The organism is Diaphorobacter oryzae DSM 22780, assembly GCF_059568935.1.
In genome coordinates this window covers 378750-395465 of record NZ_JCANUL010000002.1, presented here as the reverse complement: position 1 = coordinate 395465, position 16716 = coordinate 378750, and the positions used below count along the sequence as shown (strand labels likewise).

Here is a 16716-nt window from a genome sequence, read left to right as displayed (position 1 = left end):
CGCAGGAGCATCGCACCATGGACATGCTGCTGTCATTCGCAGGTGGCGTCCTGGCGGGCGCACTGGCATCCGGCTGGTGGCTCGCGCGCCTGGCGCGCCAGCGCGCCGCGCAAGCCATCGTCATCACGCACGACCCGGCCCGGCACGAGGCCGAGGCGCAGCTGCAGGCCCAGGTCGCGCAGCTGCAGCAGGCGCTGCATGGCGCGCAGCAGGCGCTGGACCAGAACCGCCAGCGCCTGTCGAGCGAGCTGCAGGCGCTGGAAGGCGACGCCCTGGCCAGAACGCAGGCGCTGGCCGACGGCGCCATGGCGCACACGAACACCCTGGCGGCCTCGCTGGCGGAGCTGCAGGGCATCAGCAAGACCTTCGAGCGCTGGCATGCCGACATGAGCCAGCTCGTCGCCCACAACAAGGACATGCACCTGAAGAACGACGAGTTCGCGCGCATCGTCTCGCAGATGGTCATCGTGGCGCTCAACGCCTCCATCGAGGCCGCGCGCGCCGGCACGGCGGGCCAGGGCTTTTCCGTGGTGGCCAACGAGATGCGCACGCTCTCCGTGCGCGCGGAAACACTGTCCAAGCACTACCGCGACAACCTCTACCAGAACGACCTGATCGCCACGACGGTTTTCCAGGACATGCAGGCCGGCGGCAAGATGGTCATCAACGCCGCCATCGGCCTGGAACTCACGAACCAGAAGGTGCAGGCGGCACTCAACGCATGACCCCGTTTCCCGAGATCACGCCCCGCACCCGCGACAGCCTGGACCGCATGATGGCGCTCGGCCTGCGCCAGGGCATCGCCGACAGCGCCACCGCGGCCGACATCGCCCCCGTCGATCGGCTGGAGCCCAGCCGCTGCACCCACATGGTGGTGCTGTCCATCGCCTCGTACACGTTCCGCATCGTCACCGCGCTGCATTTCGACGAGTCGCCGACCCTGAAGGCCCATATGGCGCGGCTGGGGCGCAAGTCCCCCGAGGCCATGACCCCGCAGGACTTCATCGACGCCATCTGCGAGAGCGGCAACATGTGCTGCGGCGCCATCAACCGCGAGCTGGGTGCTTTCTACAGCGGCCTGGGGCTCTCCACGCCCCAGATCCTGGACATCCGCAGCCTGCCGCACTTCGAGCGGCTCGCGGCGCAGCACCTGCGGCATTTCCGCATCGACCTGCCCTCGGACCTGCGCCTGTACGCCTCGCTGTGCGCACGGGCCTACGAGCCCATGGACTTCGACTGGCAGGCCGCGGAGCAGCCCGTGAGCGCCGGCGAGCTGGAGCTTTTCTGAGCGCACCCTTCCCCACGCAATTCACAGCCTCATCAAGGACCAGACCCCCATGGCAAACGTACTCGTCGTCGACGATTCGAGCACCGTGCGCAACGAGCTCGGCAACTTCCTCACCCAGAACGGCTTCAGCGTGGCCCTGGCCGTCGACGGGCTGGACGGCCTGAACAAGCTGCGCCAGGACTCCGGCATCAAGCTCGTGGTCTGCGACGTGAACATGCCCCACATGGACGGCCTCACGATGGCCGAGAAGGTGCGCGGCGAGCTGCGCAACGCCACCGTGAACATCGTCATGCTGACCACCGAGAACTCGCCCGCGATGAAGGAGCGCGGCAAGGCCGCCGGCATTCGGGGCTGGATCGTCAAGCCCTTCAACGGGCCCGCGGTGCTCGGCTCGTTCAAGTCGCTGGCGGGGGTCTAGCGCGCATCGGCGCGCGGCCCGCGCCGCTCACCGTTCGGCGTTGCGCGGCAAGCCGAATGCCAGCGCGCCCAGCGCGCCCTGCGCCAGGCCGTAGATGCCGTAGATCATCCCCACGCCCACGGCCACCGGCGCCGCCACGCCGAAGGGCGCCAGCGCGGCCACGGCCGCGGCCTCGCGGGTGCCCCAGCCGCCCACGCTGACCGGCAGCGCCGCCATCAGGAACACCGGCGCAATCGCCCAGGCCCATACGCTGGCCGGCTGCACCGCCCCCAGCGCCAGGCCGCCGGCCGCCAGCGCGGCGGCCGACAGCAGCTGCACCGCCGCCGAGGCCAGCGCCTGCCAGAGCCACTGGCGTTCAAACCCCGGCCGCGCCACCGCCACGCGCAGCGGCGCGAGCCAACCGCGCGGCGTACGGCTCCGGCGCAGCAGCGCCGGCAGGCACCAGGGCAGCGCCAGCCACAGCGCCGTGCCCGCCAGCACCAGCGCGGCGAAGACGCCCGGCGGCAGCCGCACCCAGGGCGCCAGCGCCCCGGCGCATGCCGCGGCGCCCATGCCGCCGATGGCGCACAGCATCCACAGGCCGCTCATCCGGTCCAGCACCACGGACCAGCCCGCCGCCGCCGCGTCCTGCCCGGCGCGGCGCAGCGCCACGGCGCGGTACACGTCGCCGCCCACCACGGCGCCCGGCAGCAGCGCATTGAGCCCGATGGCCTGGAAGTACCAGCGGCAGGCATCGTGCACGCGGGCCGGCGCACCCAACCAGCAGGCCAGCGCGCGCCAGCGCAGGGCCGAGACGATGTTGGAGGCCACGGCGGCCAGCAGCCCGGCCAGCAGCCAGCCCGGCTGCGCGTGGCGCAGCTGCACCAGCACGCCCGCGGGGTCGGCCAGGGCCAGCACCGCGGCCAGCAGCGCCAGCCCGAGGAGGCCGCGCACCAGCGCCTTGCGCGCGCGCCTCATGCTATTGTTTTAATAGCTGTTTGCGCTTGATTGGCGGTCGCTGCAGCCTTATTTTCCTCATGATCCGGCACATATTCTTCGGCATGGAACTGCGGTGCCCCGCCGGCCTCGTGGTAGATGCGTGTCAGCAGCTCGCCGATCAGCCCGGCCACGATCATCTGCGCGCCCATCAGCAGCAGCATCACGCCCACCAGCAGCAGCGGCCGCCCGCCGATGTCGTGCCCCAGGATCTTGACGACCAGCAGCCAGAACAGGATCAGCGCCCCCGGCGCCGCCAGCCACAGGCCCAGCCCGCCAAAGGCGTGCAGCGGCCGCTGGCGGTAGCGCATGATGAACACGATCAGGATCAGGTCGAGGACGACGCGGAAGGTGCGGTCGATGCCGTACTTCGACACGCCGCGCGTGCGCGCGTGGTGGCGCACCGGCACCTCGGTGATGCGCGCGCCGGCCTCCTTGGCCAGCGAGGGGATGAAGCGGTGCAGCTCGCCGTACAGGCGAATGCGGTCGATGATCGGGCGCCGGTAGGCCTTCAGCGCGCAGCCGTAGTCGTGCAGGTGCACGCCGGTCGCGTTGGAGATGAGGCGGTTGGCGATGCGCGAGGGGAGCTTGCGCGACAGCTCGGCGTCCTGCCGGTCCTTGCGCCAGCCGCTCACCATGTCCACGCTGGCGTCGGCCTCCAGGCGTTCGAGCAGCAGCGGGATGTCGCCTGGCTCGTTCTGCAGATCGGCGTCCAGCGTCACCACGTAGCGGCCGCGCACGCGGTCGAAGCCGGCCTGCAGGGCGCTGGACTGGCCGTAGTTGCGCGCCAGGAACACCGGGCGCAGCCAGGGCCGCGTGGCGGCCAGCTCGCGCAGCGCGTCGGCGCTGCCGTCCTTGGAGCCGTCGTCTACCGCCAGCAGCTCGAAGCTGAGCGGCTGCGACGCCATCGCCCCGGCAATGCGCTCCACGAGGTCAGGCAGGTTTTCAACCTCGTTGAAGATCGGCACCACGATGGAAACGTCGGGTGCGGGGGTACGGGCGGTGGTCATGAAGGAAACGGGATGTGGCGGGATAATGCACGAATTGTGCCTTGCGTGACCACGCTCGCGCCCCTGTGGGGACGCAGCCTGCGCGCCTGCCATTTGCGATCTGCCCCATGAATGTCTCCACCGCGCCCGGCGCGCTTTCCTCACGCCAACCCTTCGCCCACCCACTGTTCTGGCTGGTGGCCTTCGCCCTGGCCCATGTCGCCGTACGGGTGGCGGCGTCACCGGCGCTGAAGTGGGACGAGGCCGAGCAGATGCTGTGGTCGCAGCAGCTGGCCCTGGGCTACGGCGCGCAGCCCCCGCTCTACACCTGGCTGCAATGGCTGATGAACCAGGTCTTCGGGCCCAGCGTGCTGGCGCTGTCGTTGCTCAAGCATTCGCTGCTGGCCCTGACCTACGCGCTGATGTATCTGGCGGGGCGTGAGTTGCTGGGCGAGCGCGGCGCCTTCTGGGCGTCCGCCAGCATGCTGCTGCTGCCGCCCCTGGGCTGGTATTCGGTGCGCGACCATACCCACACCGTCCTGGTCACGGCCATGACCTGCGGCGCCTGGTGGCTGCTGCTGCGCATCGCGCGCCGGCCCAGGCCTCTCGATTTCGCGCTTCTGGGGCTGGTGTGCGGCATGGGCATGCTGGCCAAGTACAGCTTTGCGCTGGTGGCGGCAGCCATGCTGCTGGCGGCGCTGTCGGTGCCGGAAACGCGCCGCGCGCTGCTGTCCCGGGGCTGGTGGTGGGCGCCCGTGGTGGGCCTGCTGGTGGTGCTGCCGCATGCGGTCTGGCTGCTCTCGCACTTGAGCGAGGCGACCGCGGAAACCATCGGCAAGATGAACATCCAGCCAGACAACGGCCTGGGCAAGGGCCTGCTGAAACTGCTGGAGGGCGGCCTGGCCGGCACCCTGCTGCTGTGGGCCCTGTTCGCGCTGTGGGCCTTCCGCTCGGCCTGGTGGCAAAGGCCCCTGGCACCCGCGTCGGCCCCGATCCATCGGGTGTTCATGCGCTATCTGGCGCTGGTCACGCTGGCCCTGCTGGGCATGGTGCTGTTCGCGGGGATCACCAACTTCAAGGGGCGCTGGATTCTGCCGCTGCTGTGCATGGTGCCCCTGGCCGCGTTTGCGGCGCGGCCCGAGCTGCAGCGGCATCCGCGTGCCGGTCGCTACACGCTGGCCATCATCCTGATGGCCGTCCTCATCCTCATGGCAGGCGGCCTGCGGCCCTGGTTCGGCGGCCTGCGCGGCGAAGTGGACGAGCTGAACCACCCGGCGGCCGAGCTGGCCGATGCGCTGCGCGCGGCGGGGTACGACGGCACGAGTCCCATCATCGCCTCGGACCACATGATGGCCGGCATGCTGCGGCTGCGCTTCCCGCAGGCCAGTGCCGCCAGTTGCACGTCGCCCGAGAAGCAGGTGTCGGCCTGCGTGGCGGCCCAGGCCGAGCGCAGCAGGCAGGCAGGCACGGGCCTGCTGCTGATTTCCCGCACCGACCATCTGGAGCCGGACTGGTGGACCCAGGTGCGGTCCGGCATCGCGCCGCAAGCCGTCCAGTCCATCCGTCTGCCATTCCACATGGTGCGCGAGGGCACGCCCCCCGCCCATTACCAATACATCTGGCAAGCGCCGCAGAGCCGCCCATGAGCACCACCACCCTCGTCACCGGCTGCGCCGGCTTCATCGGCATGCACTGCGCGCAGCGGCTGCTGGCGCGCGGCGAGCGCGTGGTGGGCATCGACAACCTCAACGCCTATTACGACGTTGCCCTGAAGCAGGCCCGCCTGCAGCGCCTGCAGGCAGATGCGGGCTTTGCCTTCGAGCATATCGACGTGGCCGACCGCGCCGCCATGCGTGAGTTGTTCGCGCGCGTCCGGCCCACGCGCGTGCTGCACCTGGCCGCGCAGGCCGGCGTGCGCTACTCCATCGACCAGCCCGACGACTACACCGACTCCAACCTGCTCGGCTTCGGGAACATCCTGCAGGGCTGCCGAACGCAGCAGGTGGCGCACCTGGTGTTTGCCAGCAGTTCGAGTGTCTATGGCGGCAACGCCAAGCTGCCGTTCTCCGAACGCGACGCGGTGGACCACCCCATCAGCTACTACGCCGCGACCAAGAAGGCCAACGAGGTGATGGCGCACACCTATGCCCATCTGTACGGCATTCCGGTCACGGGCCTGCGCTTCTTCACCGTGTACGGCCCCTGGGGGCGGCCAGACATGGCGCTGTTCAAGTTCACGCGCGCCATGCTCGCCGGCCACGCCATCGACGTCTATGGCCAGGGCCAGCTGGTGCGCGACTTCACTTACATCGACGACATCGTCGAAGGCGTTCTGCGCGTGCTGGACAAGCCCGCCACACCGGATGCGGGCCACGACCCGATCGCCCCTCATCCCGGCACCAGCAGCGCGCCGTATCGCATCTTCAACATCGGCAACAGCACACCCACGGTGCTGATGGACTACATCACAGCGCTGGAGTCGGCGCTGGGGATAGCGGCGAACAAGCGTATGCTGCCCATACAGCCCGGCGACGTGCACAGCACGGCCGCCGACACCTCCGCGCTGGCATCCTGGGTCGGCTTCACGCCTTCCACCGCCATTCACGAGGGGGTGGAACGCTTCGTCCACTGGTACAGGGATTTCTACAAGCCATGAAAGTCACAATTTTCGGCACCGGTTACGTCGGCCTCGTACAGGGTGCGGTACTGGCCGATGTCGGCCACGACGTCATGTGCGTGGATGTGGATGCTGCCAAGGTAGCGGCCCTGCAGGCTGGCCATGTCCCGATCCACGAGCCGGGTCTCGAACCCATGGTGCGCGCCAATCAGAACGCCGGCCGGCTGCGCTTCACCACCGACGCCGCCCAGGGCGTAATGCATGGCGAGTTGATTTTTCTGGCCGTCGGCACCCCGCCCGACGAGGACGGTAGTGCCGACCTGCAGCATGTGCTGGCCGTGGCCCGCACCATCGCCACCCATATGACGGGGCCAAAGACCATCGTCAACAAGTCCACCGTGCCGGTCGGCACGGCAGACAAGGTCGCCGACACCGTGCGCAAGGTACTGGCCCAACGCGGCACCGCGATTTCCTTCGAAGTGGCCTCCAATCCCGAATTCCTCAAGGAAGGCGCGGCCGTCAGCGACAGCAAGCGCCCCGACCGCATCATCATCGGCACCGACAGCGAATTGGCCGAACGCCAGCTGCGCGAGCTGTATGCACCGTTCAACCGCAATCACGACAAGATCGTGGTGATGGACGCTCACAGCGCCGAGCTGACCAAATACGCCGCCAATGCCATGCTGGCGACCAAGATCAGCTTCATCAATGAAATAGCCAACCTGGCCGAGCGCCTGGGCGCCGACATCGAAGCCGTGCGCCGCGGCATCGGAAGCGACCCCCGCATCGGCTACCACTTCATTTACCCGGGCGTCGGCTACGGAGGCAGCTGCTTTCCAAAGGACGTCAAGGCGCTCATCCACACGGCGCAATCCATCGGCTTCACGCCCGAAGTGCTGCTGGCAGTGGAACGACGCAACGCCGCCCAGCGCGAAGTCCTGGCCGAGCGCATCATTAGCCACTACGGCGGCAGCCTGCAGGGCAAAACGATCGCCGTATGGGGCCTGGCGTTCAAACCCGAAACCGACGACATGCGCGAGGCGCCAAGCCGCAACCTGTTGCAAGCCCTATGGGCCGCAGGCGCCCAGGTCCGCGCATACGACCCAGTCGCAATGAACGAGGCTCGCCGGATCTTCGGCGACCGCCCCGACCTGGGCCTGTGCGCCAACCCTGAAGAGGCCCTGGAAGGAGCGGATGCCCTTGCCATCGTCACCGAATGGAAGATTTTCCGGGTACCGGATTTCGAGCAGATGGCACATCAACTCGCGGACCGCATGGTGTTCGACGGTCGCAACCTGTACGACCCGGCCATCGTGACGCGGCATGGGCTGGGCTACGTATCCATTGGCCGCCCCCCGCGGGGCTGAGCGGTCTCCAACGGATCAAGGCCTCAGGCTTGGCAGGCACGCACGGAACTGATGGGCGCCGTGCGCCATGACCTGCTGCATGCAGCACCATGCGTGATGCCCGCCTCGGCGGTGAAGTCGTGGTACACAGCATTGGCATTGCTCACCAGCAGCGCATCATCGTAGTAGCACCGGTTGCAGGTACTTGCGCAGCTGTGTGGGCTACCGCAGGCCGCATAGACACGGATCTAAGCTTTTCGAGCTTCCTCGAACCGCATGCAGTTGAACACATTGGGCCTGACTTGCTCGCGTGAGCAGTAGGCCTTGCGGACCGTGCGCTCCGCCTTCAAGCTGCTGAAGAAGTTTTCCATCGCCGAGTTGTCCCCGACCTTGCGGACAGCGGCTTGGCACTGGTACGGCCCGCGCTTGTTGACAGTTGGCATCCGTGCTCCTGGTTGCTGAAGGAAAGGCGCACAGCTCAAGTGCAAGTAAAGTACCGCCACAACGAAAAAAGGCTTACGACGTATCGTAAGCCTTTGATCTTTTTGGTTGCGCGAGAAGGATTTGAACCTCCGACCTTTGGGTTATGAGCCCAACGAGCTACCAGACTGCTCCATCGCGCGGTAAGGTTAAATTATAGCTTATTTTTAGGCTTGTTCGCCAGAAACTGCTGCTTCCGTGGATTTTTCTGCACGTTCCACGAATTCGACGAATGCCATGGGCGCGTTGTCGCCAACGCGGAAACCCATCTTCAGAATACGGGTGTAGCCACCGGGACGTGCCTTGAAACGGGGACCCAGTTCATTGAACAACTTGGTCACGCTGTCGCGGTCACGCAGGCGGTTGAACGCCAAGCGGCGGTTGGCCACCGAGTCTTCCTTGGCCAGGGTGATCATGGGTTCGATCACGCGACGCAGTTCCTTGGCCTTTGGCACTGTGGTTTTGATGGCCTCATGCTCAATGAGCGAGTTCATCATGTTCTGCAACATCGCGAGGCGGTGCGATGTGGTGCGGTTCAATTTACGGAGACCGTGTCCGTGGCGCATGGTGCTTTCCTTTTAAGTAATTAAATCGGGCAGCCGTATCAGGTACTGCCCGATGCACTAAGGGCTCTCAGGAGAGCCCGAAATTATAACTCAACGCTTGTCGAGGCCCGCTGGCGGCCAGTTCTCGAGCTTCATGCCCAGCGTAAGGCCACGCGAGGCAAGAACTTCCTTGATTTCATTGAGCGATTTGCGTCCGAGGTTCGGCGTCTTGAGCAGCTCGTTCTCCGTGCGCTGGATCAGGTCGCCGATGTAATAGATATTTTCGGCCTTGAGGCAATTGGCAGAACGGACCGTGAGCTCCAGCTCGTCCACCGGGCGCAGCAAAATCGGGTCGAACGTGGCAGCGCCACGCGAACTTGCCGGAGCATCGAACGCTGCCAGTTCTCCGCCCTCCAACTGCGCAAACACGGCCAGCTGTTCCACCAGAATCTTGGCGGAAGCACGAACCGCGTCCTCAGCGGAAATCGCACCGTTGGTCTCAATTTCGACTACCAGCTTATCCAAGTCCGTACGCTGCTCAACACGTGCACTTTCCACCGTATAGCTCACGCGCTTCACCGGCGAAAAGGATGCGTCCAGCACAATGCGCCCGATCGACTTGGTGGACTCATCTGCATAACGACGCAGATTGCCGGGCACATAGCCGCGGCCTTTCTCAACCTTGATCTGCATGTCCAGCTTCCCGCCGGCAGACAGATGCGCAATCACATGATCTGGGTTGACGATTTCCACGTCGTGAGGCGTCTGAATATCGCACGCGGTCACAACGCCCTCGCCGTCCTTGCGCAAACTCAGGGTGACTTCGTCACGGTTATGGAGCTTGAACACAACGCCCTTAAGGTTCAGCAGGATGTTGACCACGTCTTCCTGAACACCGTCAATGGACGAGTACTCGTGCAAAACGCCGGCGATCGTCACTTCCGTTGCTGCGTAACCCACCATGGACGAGAGCAGTACACGGCGAATGGCATTGCCCAGCGTGTGGCCGTAACCGCGCTCAAAAGGCTCCAACGCCACCTTGGCACGATTTGGGCCAAGTTGTTCGACATTGATTGCCTTGGGTTTCAGCAAATTGGTTTGCATGCAGACTTCCTCTCAATACCCCCAGCTCGTTACACCGGTAAGGCTGGTGAAGCGCCTAAACCGCGATGCCTCGCGGTTTAGGGACGATTTCGGCTAACGAAACAACTATGGATTAACGCGAATACAACTCAACGATCAGGGATTCGTTTATGTCTGCGCCGAACTCATCGCGATCCGGCACCTTCTTGAAGGTACCTTCCGCCTTGTCGGCATTCACCTCAACCCAAGCGGGCATGCCCACCTGCTGAGCGAGTTGCAGCGCCTCGACGATGCGAGCCTGCTTCTTGGACTTTTCACGCACTGCCACGACATCACCAGCCTTCACGAGATAGGAGGCAATGTTGACAGATTGACCGTTTACCGTGATGGCCTTGTGGGAGACCAACTGGCGAGCTTCCGCACGCGTAGAGCCAAAGCCCATGCGGTACACGACGTTGTCCAAGCGAGTCTCAAGCAATGCCAGCAGGTTAGCACCCGTATTGCCCTTACGACGCTCTGCTGCCTCGAAGTAGCGGCGGAACTGCTTTTCCAGTACGCCGTACATGCGCTTGACTTTCTGCTTCTCACGCAGCTGCAGACCGTAGTCGGAGGTACGTGCGCCAGAGGTGCGGCCATGTTGACCAGGCTTGGAATCAAACTTTGCCTTGTCCGCGATGGAGCGACGCGCGCTCTTCAGGAAAAGGTCTGTGCCTTCACGGCGAGAGAGTTTGGCCTTGGGGCCGATATAACGTGCCACTTGTGTATCCTTGAAATTTCAGCTGCCGCAGAGACCTGCGGGAGCCACCATCGCGCAAGGCGATCGGTGGCGGTGGGCTTATGGAATAGATTAGATGCGGCGGCGCTTCTGGGGGCGGCAGCCGTTGTGCGGAACAGGCGTCACATCCGAGATGGAAGTAATCCGAATACCCAGGGCACCCAGCGCTCGCACGGATGATTCGCGGCCGGGACCGGGGCCCTTGATCTCGACATCCAGATTCTTGATGCCTTGCTCAATGGCAGCACGACCCGCCACTTCAGACGCCACCTGTGCAGCGAAAGGCGTCGACTTGCGAGAACCCTTGAAACCCTGACCACCGGAGGATGCCCATGACAGAGCATTACCCTGGCGATCAGTGATCGTGATGATGGTGTTGTTAAAGGAGGCGTGCACGTGGGCAATGCCATCCGATACGTTCTTGCGAACCTTCTTACGCACACGCTGCGCAGCGTTGTTGGCAGGAGACTTAGCCATATTGATCTTCCAATCTTACTTCTTCAGTGCCGCTGCGCCCTTGCGCGGCCCCTTACGAGTACGTGCGTTGGTACGAGTACGCTGACCACGCATCGGGAGACCACGACGATGGCGGAAACCACGGTAGCACCCGATGTCCATCAGGCGCTTGATGTTCATCGTGGTTTCACGACGCAGGTCACCTTCGATAGTGAACTGAGCGATCTGGTCGCGGATCTTCTCCAGATCGGCGTCGGTCAATTCCTTGACCTTCTTGGAATAAGCAATTCCGCATGCCTCGCAAATTTTGCGAGCACGGGTGCGCCCAATGCCATAGATAGCCGTCAGGCCAATCTCGGCATGCTGATGGGGCGGGATGTTGATACCAGCGATACGAGCCATGTGCGTCCTCTAATATTTCCCAATCAACCTTGGCGCTGCTTGTGACGCTGATCTGTACAGATCACACGCACCACGCCCTTGCGGCGGATGATTTTGCAGTTGCGGCAGATTTTCTTGACCGAAGCCGAAACTCTCATTGCATTCTCCTAAACTTGTCCAATCGTTCCGGCCCAGTGCGCGGAACACAAAACACGTGCCCGCGATGGATCGAAGGGCATTAATAAACCGCTGCTTCTCTGGCGAACCCGCGACTATAGCGCATTCGCCAAAGATACGTCGGCGTCAAGTACCTGGTGTCGTTTTAAAGTTCGCCTTCTTCAGCAGCGACTCGTACTGCTGCGACATCATGTAGTTCTGCACCTGAGCCATGAAGTCCATCGTCACGACAACGATGATCAGTAACGATGTGCCACCGAAATAAAACGGCACGTTGTACTTCAGGATCAAAAACTCAGGCAACAAGCACACAAAGGTGATGTAGACAGCACCCGCCAGCGTCAGTCGCACCAGGATCTTGTCGATGTAGCGCGCCGTGTGCTCACCTGGCCGGATTCCCGGGATGAATGCACCGCTCTTCTTCAGGTTGTCAGCTGTTTCCCGGCTATTGAACACCAGAGCGGTGTAGAAGAAGCAGAAAAACACGATGGCGGCCGCGTAGAACATCACGTACACCGGCTGGCCGGGCGTCAGTGCCGCGGAAATGTCCCGCAACCAACGCATAGACTCACCAGCGCTGAACCAGTTCACGATCGTTGCGGGCAGCAAAATGATGGACGACGCGAAGATCGGAGGAATCACACCGGCCATGTTGAGCTTCAAAGGCAGGTGGGACGATTGCCCGCCATACACCTTGTTGCCCACCTGGCGGCGTGCGTAGTTCACCAAGATCTTGCGCTGACCACGCTCGACAAACACGACAAAGTACGTCACCAGCGCCACGAGGATCACGATGAAGATGGCAGCCAGAATGCTCATCGCACCCGTGCGCACCAACTCCAGCAATCCGCCGATGGAACTCGGCAGCCCCGCCGCGATTCCCGCGAAGATCAGGATGGAAATACCATTGCCCAACCCGCGCTCGGTGATCTGCTCACCCAGCCACATCAGGAACATGGTGCCTGCCGTCAGGCTAACGACCGCCGTCATACGGAAGCCAAAACCCGGGCTCAGCACAAGGCCTGCAGAGCTTTCAAGTGCTATAGCAATGCCCAGCGATTGAAAAATCGCCAAGCCCAGCGTCCCGTAACGGGTGTACTGCGTAATCTTGCGACGACCGGCTTCCCCTTCCTTCTTCAACTGCTCGAACGTGGGAACCACGTACGTCATCAATTGCATGATGATCGATGCCGAGATATACGGCATGATCCCCAAGGCAAAGACTGTGAAGCGCGAAAGCGCCCCACCCGAAAACATGTTGAAGAGGTTGAGGATGCCGCCCTGCTGGCCACTGAACAGCTGCTGCAGCTGCGCAGGGTCAATCCCCGGTACGGGAATGTGCGCGCCCACGCGGTACACAACCAACGCGAGCAGCAAGAAGACCAGTCGCCGACGAAGATCGCCAAACTTCCCGGTTTTTGCCAGTTGAGCTGCGTTAGTAGCCACAGATGCCTTTCGTCAGAACCAAATCAGGCCAGGCTACCGCCAGCAGCCTCGATGGCAGCCTTGGCACCTGCGGTCGCGGTAACTCCCGAAAGCTTCACAGCCTTGGAGATCTCACCGCTCTTGATCACCTTCACCACCTTGGCCAGTTCACTCACCAGACCGGCCTTCTTCAGCGCCAGTACATCGACCTCGGACAGGCCCAGCTGATCCAGCGCCGAAAGAGAGACTTCAGCATTGAACTTCAGCAGATGCGACTTGAAACCCCGCTTGGGAAGGCGACGCTGCAAAGGCATCTGACCGCCTTCAAAGCCCACCTTGTGGTAACCGCCGGAGCGCGACTTCTGGCCCTTGTGACCGCGACCAGCGGTCTTGCCCAGGCCGGAGCCAATGCCGCGACCAACGCGGCGCTTAGCGTGCTTGGCTCCTTCTGCGGGCTTGATGCTATTGAGTTCCATCATCAACCTCTCAGAGGATCTTGACCAGATAGCTGATCTTGTTAATCATGCCGCGCACCTCAGGCGTGTCCTTGAGTTCGCTGGTGCTGTTGAGCTTGCGAAGCCCCAGGCCACGGACCGTAGCGCGATGCGATTCCTTGGTGCCGATGGGGCTGCGCACCAATTGAATCTTGATGGTTTGTTGCGTTGTCATTTATCGCCTCCCTATCAGGCAGCGAAGAGGTCTTCGACCGTCTTGCCACGCTTGGCGGCCACCTCGGCCGGCGTAGTGGAATTGGTCAAGGCATCAAACGTTGCGCGGACCATGTTGTACGGGTTGGACGAACCATGGCTCTTGGCCACGATGTCGGTAATGCCCATCACCTCGAACACAGCGCGCATCGGACCACCAGCGATGATGCCGGTACCCTTGGGGGCCGGGGCCATCATCACGACGGCAGCACCATGATGACCCGTCACGTTGTGATGGATCGTGCCGTTCTTGAGCGACACCTTCACCATGTTGCGGCGAGCCTCTTCCATGGCCTTCTGCACGGCAGCAGGCACTTCCTTGGACTTGCCCTTGCCCATACCAACGCGGCCGTCACCGTCGCCAACCACCGTCAGTGCAGCGAAGCCCAGAATACGGCCACCCTTCACGACTTTGGTCACGCGGTTCACCGCGATCATTTTTTCGCGCAGACCGTCGTCACGACCTTCGTCTTGCACCTTGGGTTGAAATTTAGCCATTTTTATCCGCTCCGCTTAGAACTGCAGGCCGGCTTCACGGGCCGCGTCAGCCAGGGCCTTCACGCGACCGTGATACGCAAAACCTGCGCGATCGAATGCAACCTTCTCGACACCGGCAGCCTTCGCCTTTTCAGCGATTCGCTTGCCGATGATCTGGGCTGCGGCGGCGTTGCCACCCTTGCCGGAACCGCCGAGCGTCTTGCGCACATCGGCTTCGGCGGTGGACGCGCTGGCGAGCACCTTGCTGCCATCGCCGGAGATCACACTGGCGTAGATATGGAGATTCGTACGGTTGACCGTCAGGCGCGCAATACCTTGCTGGGCAATGCGAATACGAGTCTGACGGGCACGACGAAGACGCTGCTCTTTTTTGGTCAACATGCTGCAGCTCCTTACTTCTTCTTGGTCTCTTTGATCGTGACTTTTTCGTCCGCATAGCGGATACCCTTGCCCTTGTAGGGTTCGGGCGGACGAACGGCACGGATCTCGGCTGCCAGCTGGCCCACCACTTGGCGGTCAGCACCCTTAATCACGATTTCGGTGGGCGTCGGAGTCGCCACGGTGATGCCAGCAGGCATCTCGAAATTCACAGGGTGCGAGAAGCCGATGGCCAGGTTCAGCTTGCTGCCAGAGGCAGCCGCCTTGAAACCCACGCCGATCAGCGTGAGCTTCTTCTCGAAGCCCTTGCTGACGCCGACCACCATGTTGTTCACCAACTGGCGCACGGTACCGCTCATGGCATTGGCTTCACGCGAGTCGTTGACCGGCTCAAAGCTCAGCTTGCCATCATTGCTGGACACCTTCACCAGTGCATTCTGTGCCAGCGACAGCGTGCCGCCGGTACCCTTGACATTGATTTGGTCGTCCTTGATGGACACATCCACGCCTGCGGGGATGGTCACAGGGGATTTACCTACACGGGACATTTCAGTTTTCTCCTCAATGCCACGTTAGGCGACGTAGCAAAGCACTTCACCACCGACACCGGTAGCACGCGCCTTGCGATCGGTCATCACACCCTTGGGCGTCGTGACAATTGCCACACCCAGGCCGTTCATGACTTGCGGGATGGAATCGCAGCCCTTGTACACGCGCAGGCCAGGACGGCTCACACGCTCGATACGCTCGATGACGGGACGTCCGGCGTAGTACTTCAGTGCGATTTCGAGTTCAGTCTTGCCACCGTCGGTCTTCACTTCGAAGCCGTCGATATAACCTTCGTCCTTCAGCACTTGCGCAATGGCAACCTTCACCTTAGAGGAAGGCACCAGCACGGTGGCCTTGGACACCATTTGCGCGTTGCGGATGCGGGTCAGCAAGTCAGCGATGGGATCACTCATGCTCATGTTGTATCTCTCCTGCCTGCTTACCAGCTGGCCTTGGTGACACCGGGGATGTCACCGGCAAAAGCCAGTTCACGGATCTTGGCGCGGCCCAGACCGAATTGACGGAACGTGCCACGGGGGCGACCGGTGATCTCGCAACGGTTGCGCTGGCGCGTGGGGTTTGCGTTGCGGGGAAGCTTCTGCAGTCCCAGACGTGCAGCTTCACGCTCTTCGTCGCTGCGCTTGGCGTCACCGGCAATCGCCTTCAGCTCCGCGTACTTAGCGGCGTACTTGGCGGCCAGTTTTTCGCGCTTCAGTTCGCGCTGGATCAAAGCTACTTTAGCCATACGCTGCCTTTAGTTCTTGAACGGGAAACGGAAGCCGGAGAGAAGCGCCTTGGCTTCTTCGTCGGTCTTGGCCGTCGTGGTGATGCTGATATTGAGGCCGCGCAAGGCATCCACCTTGTCGTACTCGATCTCAGGGAAAATGATCTGCTCTTTGACGCCGATGTTGTAGTTGCCACGGCCATCAAAAGCACGGCCGGAGATACCACGGAAGTCACGCACGCGAGGCAGAGCGATCGTCACGAAGCGGTCCAGGAACTCATACATCTGAGCGCCGCGCAGCGTCACCATGCAGCCAATGGCCTGACCTTCGCGGATCTTGAAACCAGCGATAGCCTTCTTGGCCTTGGTCACCACAGGCTTTTGGCCGGCGATCTTCGTCAGATCGGCCACGGCGTTGTCCATGACCTTCTTGTCCGCCACAGCCTCGCTCACGCCCATGTTGAGCGTGATCTTGGTCAGACGCGGAACCTGCATAGGCGAGGTGTAAGCGAACTGCTTGACCAGTTCGGGAGCGATCTTGTCGCGATAGATTTGTTGCAGTCGTGCCATGTGGACTCCTTAGGCAGCCTTGATTTCGGCGCCGCTGGACTTGAACACGCGAACGCGCGTGCCGTCGGCCTGCACCTTGATGCCCACGCGATCAGCTTTGCCGGTAGCGGCATTGAAGATGGCCACGTTGGATTGGTGGATGGGCATGGCCTTTTCCACGATGCCGCCGGTGGTGCCCTTCATGGGGTTCGGCTTGACGTGCTTCTTGACCAGGTTGATGCCTTCGATGACCAGATGAGAGTCATCCTTGCGCAGCGCAACTGTGCCGCGCTTGCCCTTGTCGCGCCCGGTGAGCACGATGACTTCGTCGCCCTTGCGGATCTTGTTCATGGTGC

At 62.8% G+C, this 16716-nt stretch carries 24 protein-coding genes, 1 tRNA gene and 1 pseudogene; 6 read left to right on the top strand and 20 right to left on the bottom strand.

The genetic code is table 11. The features are described from left to right. The first annotated feature begins 17 nt into the window (after window positions 1-17). Genes BP68_RS05080 through BP68_RS05070 form a run of 3 tightly spaced genes read left to right on the top strand, consistent with a single transcriptional unit; the run spans window position 18 to window position 1706 of the window. Complete coding sequence (locus tag BP68_RS05080) at window positions 18-725, top strand: methyl-accepting chemotaxis protein (protein ID WP_496369525.1); 708 nt, start codon at window positions 18-20, stop codon at window positions 723-725. Continuing rightward, window positions 722-1288, top strand: a complete 567-nt coding sequence (locus tag BP68_RS05075; protein WP_496369524.1) for a hypothetical protein — start codon at window positions 722-724, stop codon at window positions 1286-1288. The genes BP68_RS05080 and BP68_RS05075 overlap by 4 nt, the downstream gene beginning before the upstream one ends. Window positions 1289-1337: 49 nt before the next feature. After that, window positions 1338-1706: a response regulator gene (locus BP68_RS05070; RefSeq protein ID WP_496369523.1), complete on the top strand. Its 369-nt coding sequence runs from the start codon at window positions 1338-1340 to the stop codon at window positions 1704-1706. A gap of 27 nt (window positions 1707-1733) precedes the next feature. Here BP68_RS05070 and BP68_RS05065 read toward each other — a convergent pair whose 3' ends face one another. Then, window positions 1734-2663 carry a lysylphosphatidylglycerol synthase transmembrane domain-containing protein gene (locus tag BP68_RS05065; protein WP_496369522.1) on the bottom strand — a complete coding sequence of 310 codons (930 nt, stop codon included), beginning with the start codon at window positions 2661-2663 and terminating at the stop codon, window positions 1734-1736. After that, window positions 2660-3691, bottom strand: coding sequence for a glycosyltransferase family 2 protein (locus tag BP68_RS05060; RefSeq protein ID WP_496369521.1), 1032 nt, complete (start codon window positions 3689-3691; stop codon window positions 2660-2662). The genes BP68_RS05065 and BP68_RS05060 overlap by 4 nt, the downstream gene beginning before the upstream one ends. Before the next feature lie 107 nt (window positions 3692-3798). Between BP68_RS05060 and BP68_RS05055 the strand changes: the two genes are divergently transcribed. The 3 genes from BP68_RS05055 to BP68_RS05045 are packed head-to-tail and all read left to right on the top strand — an operon-like array spanning window position 3799 to window position 7654. Next, window positions 3799-5316: an ArnT family glycosyltransferase gene (locus BP68_RS05055; RefSeq protein WP_496369520.1), complete on the top strand. Its 1518-nt coding sequence runs from the start codon at window positions 3799-3801 to the stop codon at window positions 5314-5316. Then, the gene (locus tag BP68_RS05050; protein WP_496369519.1) at window positions 5313-6326 is read left to right on the top strand and encodes an NAD-dependent epimerase; all 1014 of its coding nucleotides are present in this window, start codon (window positions 5313-5315) and stop codon (window positions 6324-6326) included. The genes BP68_RS05055 and BP68_RS05050 overlap by 4 nt, the downstream gene beginning before the upstream one ends. Next, a complete protein-coding gene (locus tag BP68_RS05045) occupies window positions 6323-7654 on the top strand; it encodes a UDP-glucose dehydrogenase family protein (protein ID WP_496369518.1) in 1332 nt (443 codons plus the stop codon). The genes BP68_RS05050 and BP68_RS05045 overlap by 4 nt, the downstream gene beginning before the upstream one ends. A gap of 227 nt (window positions 7655-7881) precedes the next feature. On the opposite strand, the pseudogene BP68_RS05040 reads toward BP68_RS05045, so the two are convergent. The 18 genes and pseudogenes from BP68_RS05040 to rplX form a co-directional block, all read right to left on the bottom strand. Continuing rightward, a pseudogene (locus BP68_RS05040) lies at window positions 7882-8025 on the bottom strand (IS3 family transposase); the annotation flags it as partial. Window positions 8026-8179: 154 nt separating this feature from the next. Beyond that, a tRNA-Met gene (locus BP68_RS05035) sits at window positions 8180-8256 on the bottom strand. Between the two features lie 24 nt (window positions 8257-8280). Beyond that, entirely contained in the window at window positions 8281-8679 is a 399-nt protein-coding gene (gene rplQ, locus BP68_RS05030; RefSeq protein ID WP_496369517.1) for a 50S ribosomal protein L17, read from the bottom strand. A 90-nt stretch (window positions 8680-8769) separates the two neighbouring features. Beyond that, window positions 8770-9762, bottom strand: coding sequence for a DNA-directed RNA polymerase subunit alpha (locus tag BP68_RS05025; protein ID WP_496369516.1), 993 nt, complete (start codon window positions 9760-9762; stop codon window positions 8770-8772). Window positions 9763-9874: 112 nt separating this feature from the next. Continuing rightward, window positions 9875-10498: a 30S ribosomal protein S4 gene (rpsD, locus tag BP68_RS05020; RefSeq protein WP_496369515.1), complete on the bottom strand. Its 624-nt coding sequence runs from the start codon at window positions 10496-10498 to the stop codon at window positions 9875-9877. 90 nt (window positions 10499-10588) lie between these two features. After that, window positions 10589-10993, bottom strand: a complete 405-nt coding sequence (rpsK, locus tag BP68_RS05015; RefSeq protein ID WP_011793799.1) for a 30S ribosomal protein S11 — start codon at window positions 10991-10993, stop codon at window positions 10589-10591. A 15-nt stretch (window positions 10994-11008) separates the two neighbouring features. Continuing rightward, window positions 11009-11374, bottom strand: coding sequence for a 30S ribosomal protein S13 (gene rpsM / locus BP68_RS05010; RefSeq protein ID WP_020227961.1), 366 nt, complete (start codon window positions 11372-11374; stop codon window positions 11009-11011). 23 nt (window positions 11375-11397) lie between these two features. Next, window positions 11398-11511, bottom strand: coding sequence for a 50S ribosomal protein L36 (gene rpmJ, locus BP68_RS05005; RefSeq protein ID WP_003050535.1), 114 nt, complete (start codon window positions 11509-11511; stop codon window positions 11398-11400). Window positions 11512-11656: 145 nt separating this feature from the next. After that, window positions 11657-12976 carry a preprotein translocase subunit SecY gene (secY, locus tag BP68_RS05000; RefSeq protein ID WP_496369514.1) on the bottom strand — a complete coding sequence of 440 codons (1320 nt, stop codon included), beginning with the start codon at window positions 12974-12976 and terminating at the stop codon, window positions 11657-11659. A 23-nt stretch (window positions 12977-12999) separates the two neighbouring features. Then, the gene (rplO, locus tag BP68_RS04995) at window positions 13000-13431 is read right to left on the bottom strand and encodes a 50S ribosomal protein L15 (RefSeq protein ID WP_496369513.1); all 432 of its coding nucleotides are present in this window, start codon (window positions 13429-13431) and stop codon (window positions 13000-13002) included. 10 nt (window positions 13432-13441) lie between these two features. Continuing rightward, complete coding sequence (gene rpmD, locus BP68_RS04990) at window positions 13442-13624, bottom strand: 50S ribosomal protein L30 (RefSeq protein WP_496369512.1); 183 nt, start codon at window positions 13622-13624, stop codon at window positions 13442-13444. A 14-nt stretch (window positions 13625-13638) separates the two neighbouring features. Beyond that, window positions 13639-14160 (bottom strand): 30S ribosomal protein S5, encoded by a 522-nt coding sequence (rpsE, locus tag BP68_RS04985; protein ID WP_496369511.1) that lies wholly within the window; start codon window positions 14158-14160, stop codon window positions 13639-13641. Window positions 14161-14175: 15 nt separating this feature from the next. Beyond that, window positions 14176-14541, bottom strand: a complete 366-nt coding sequence (rplR, locus tag BP68_RS04980) for a 50S ribosomal protein L18 (RefSeq protein WP_496369510.1) — start codon at window positions 14539-14541, stop codon at window positions 14176-14178. Window positions 14542-14552: 11 nt separating this feature from the next. After that, on the bottom strand, window positions 14553-15086 hold the full coding sequence (rplF, locus tag BP68_RS04975; RefSeq protein WP_496369509.1) for a 50S ribosomal protein L6: 534 nt from the start codon (window positions 15084-15086) through the stop codon (window positions 14553-14555). 24 nt (window positions 15087-15110) lie between these two features. Beyond that, window positions 15111-15506, bottom strand: a complete 396-nt coding sequence (rpsH, locus tag BP68_RS04970) for a 30S ribosomal protein S8 (protein WP_496369508.1) — start codon at window positions 15504-15506, stop codon at window positions 15111-15113. 20 nt (window positions 15507-15526) lie between these two features. Beyond that, window positions 15527-15832 carry a 30S ribosomal protein S14 gene (rpsN, locus tag BP68_RS04965; protein ID WP_011803856.1) on the bottom strand — a complete coding sequence of 102 codons (306 nt, stop codon included), beginning with the start codon at window positions 15830-15832 and terminating at the stop codon, window positions 15527-15529. Window positions 15833-15841: 9 nt separating this feature from the next. Next, window positions 15842-16381 carry a 50S ribosomal protein L5 gene (gene rplE / locus BP68_RS04960; protein WP_496369507.1) on the bottom strand — a complete coding sequence of 180 codons (540 nt, stop codon included), beginning with the start codon at window positions 16379-16381 and terminating at the stop codon, window positions 15842-15844. Between the two features lie 9 nt (window positions 16382-16390). Next, the gene (gene rplX, locus BP68_RS04955; RefSeq protein WP_428163017.1) at window positions 16391-16711 is read right to left on the bottom strand and encodes a 50S ribosomal protein L24; all 321 of its coding nucleotides are present in this window, start codon (window positions 16709-16711) and stop codon (window positions 16391-16393) included. Window positions 16712-16716 lie beyond the last annotated feature (5 nt).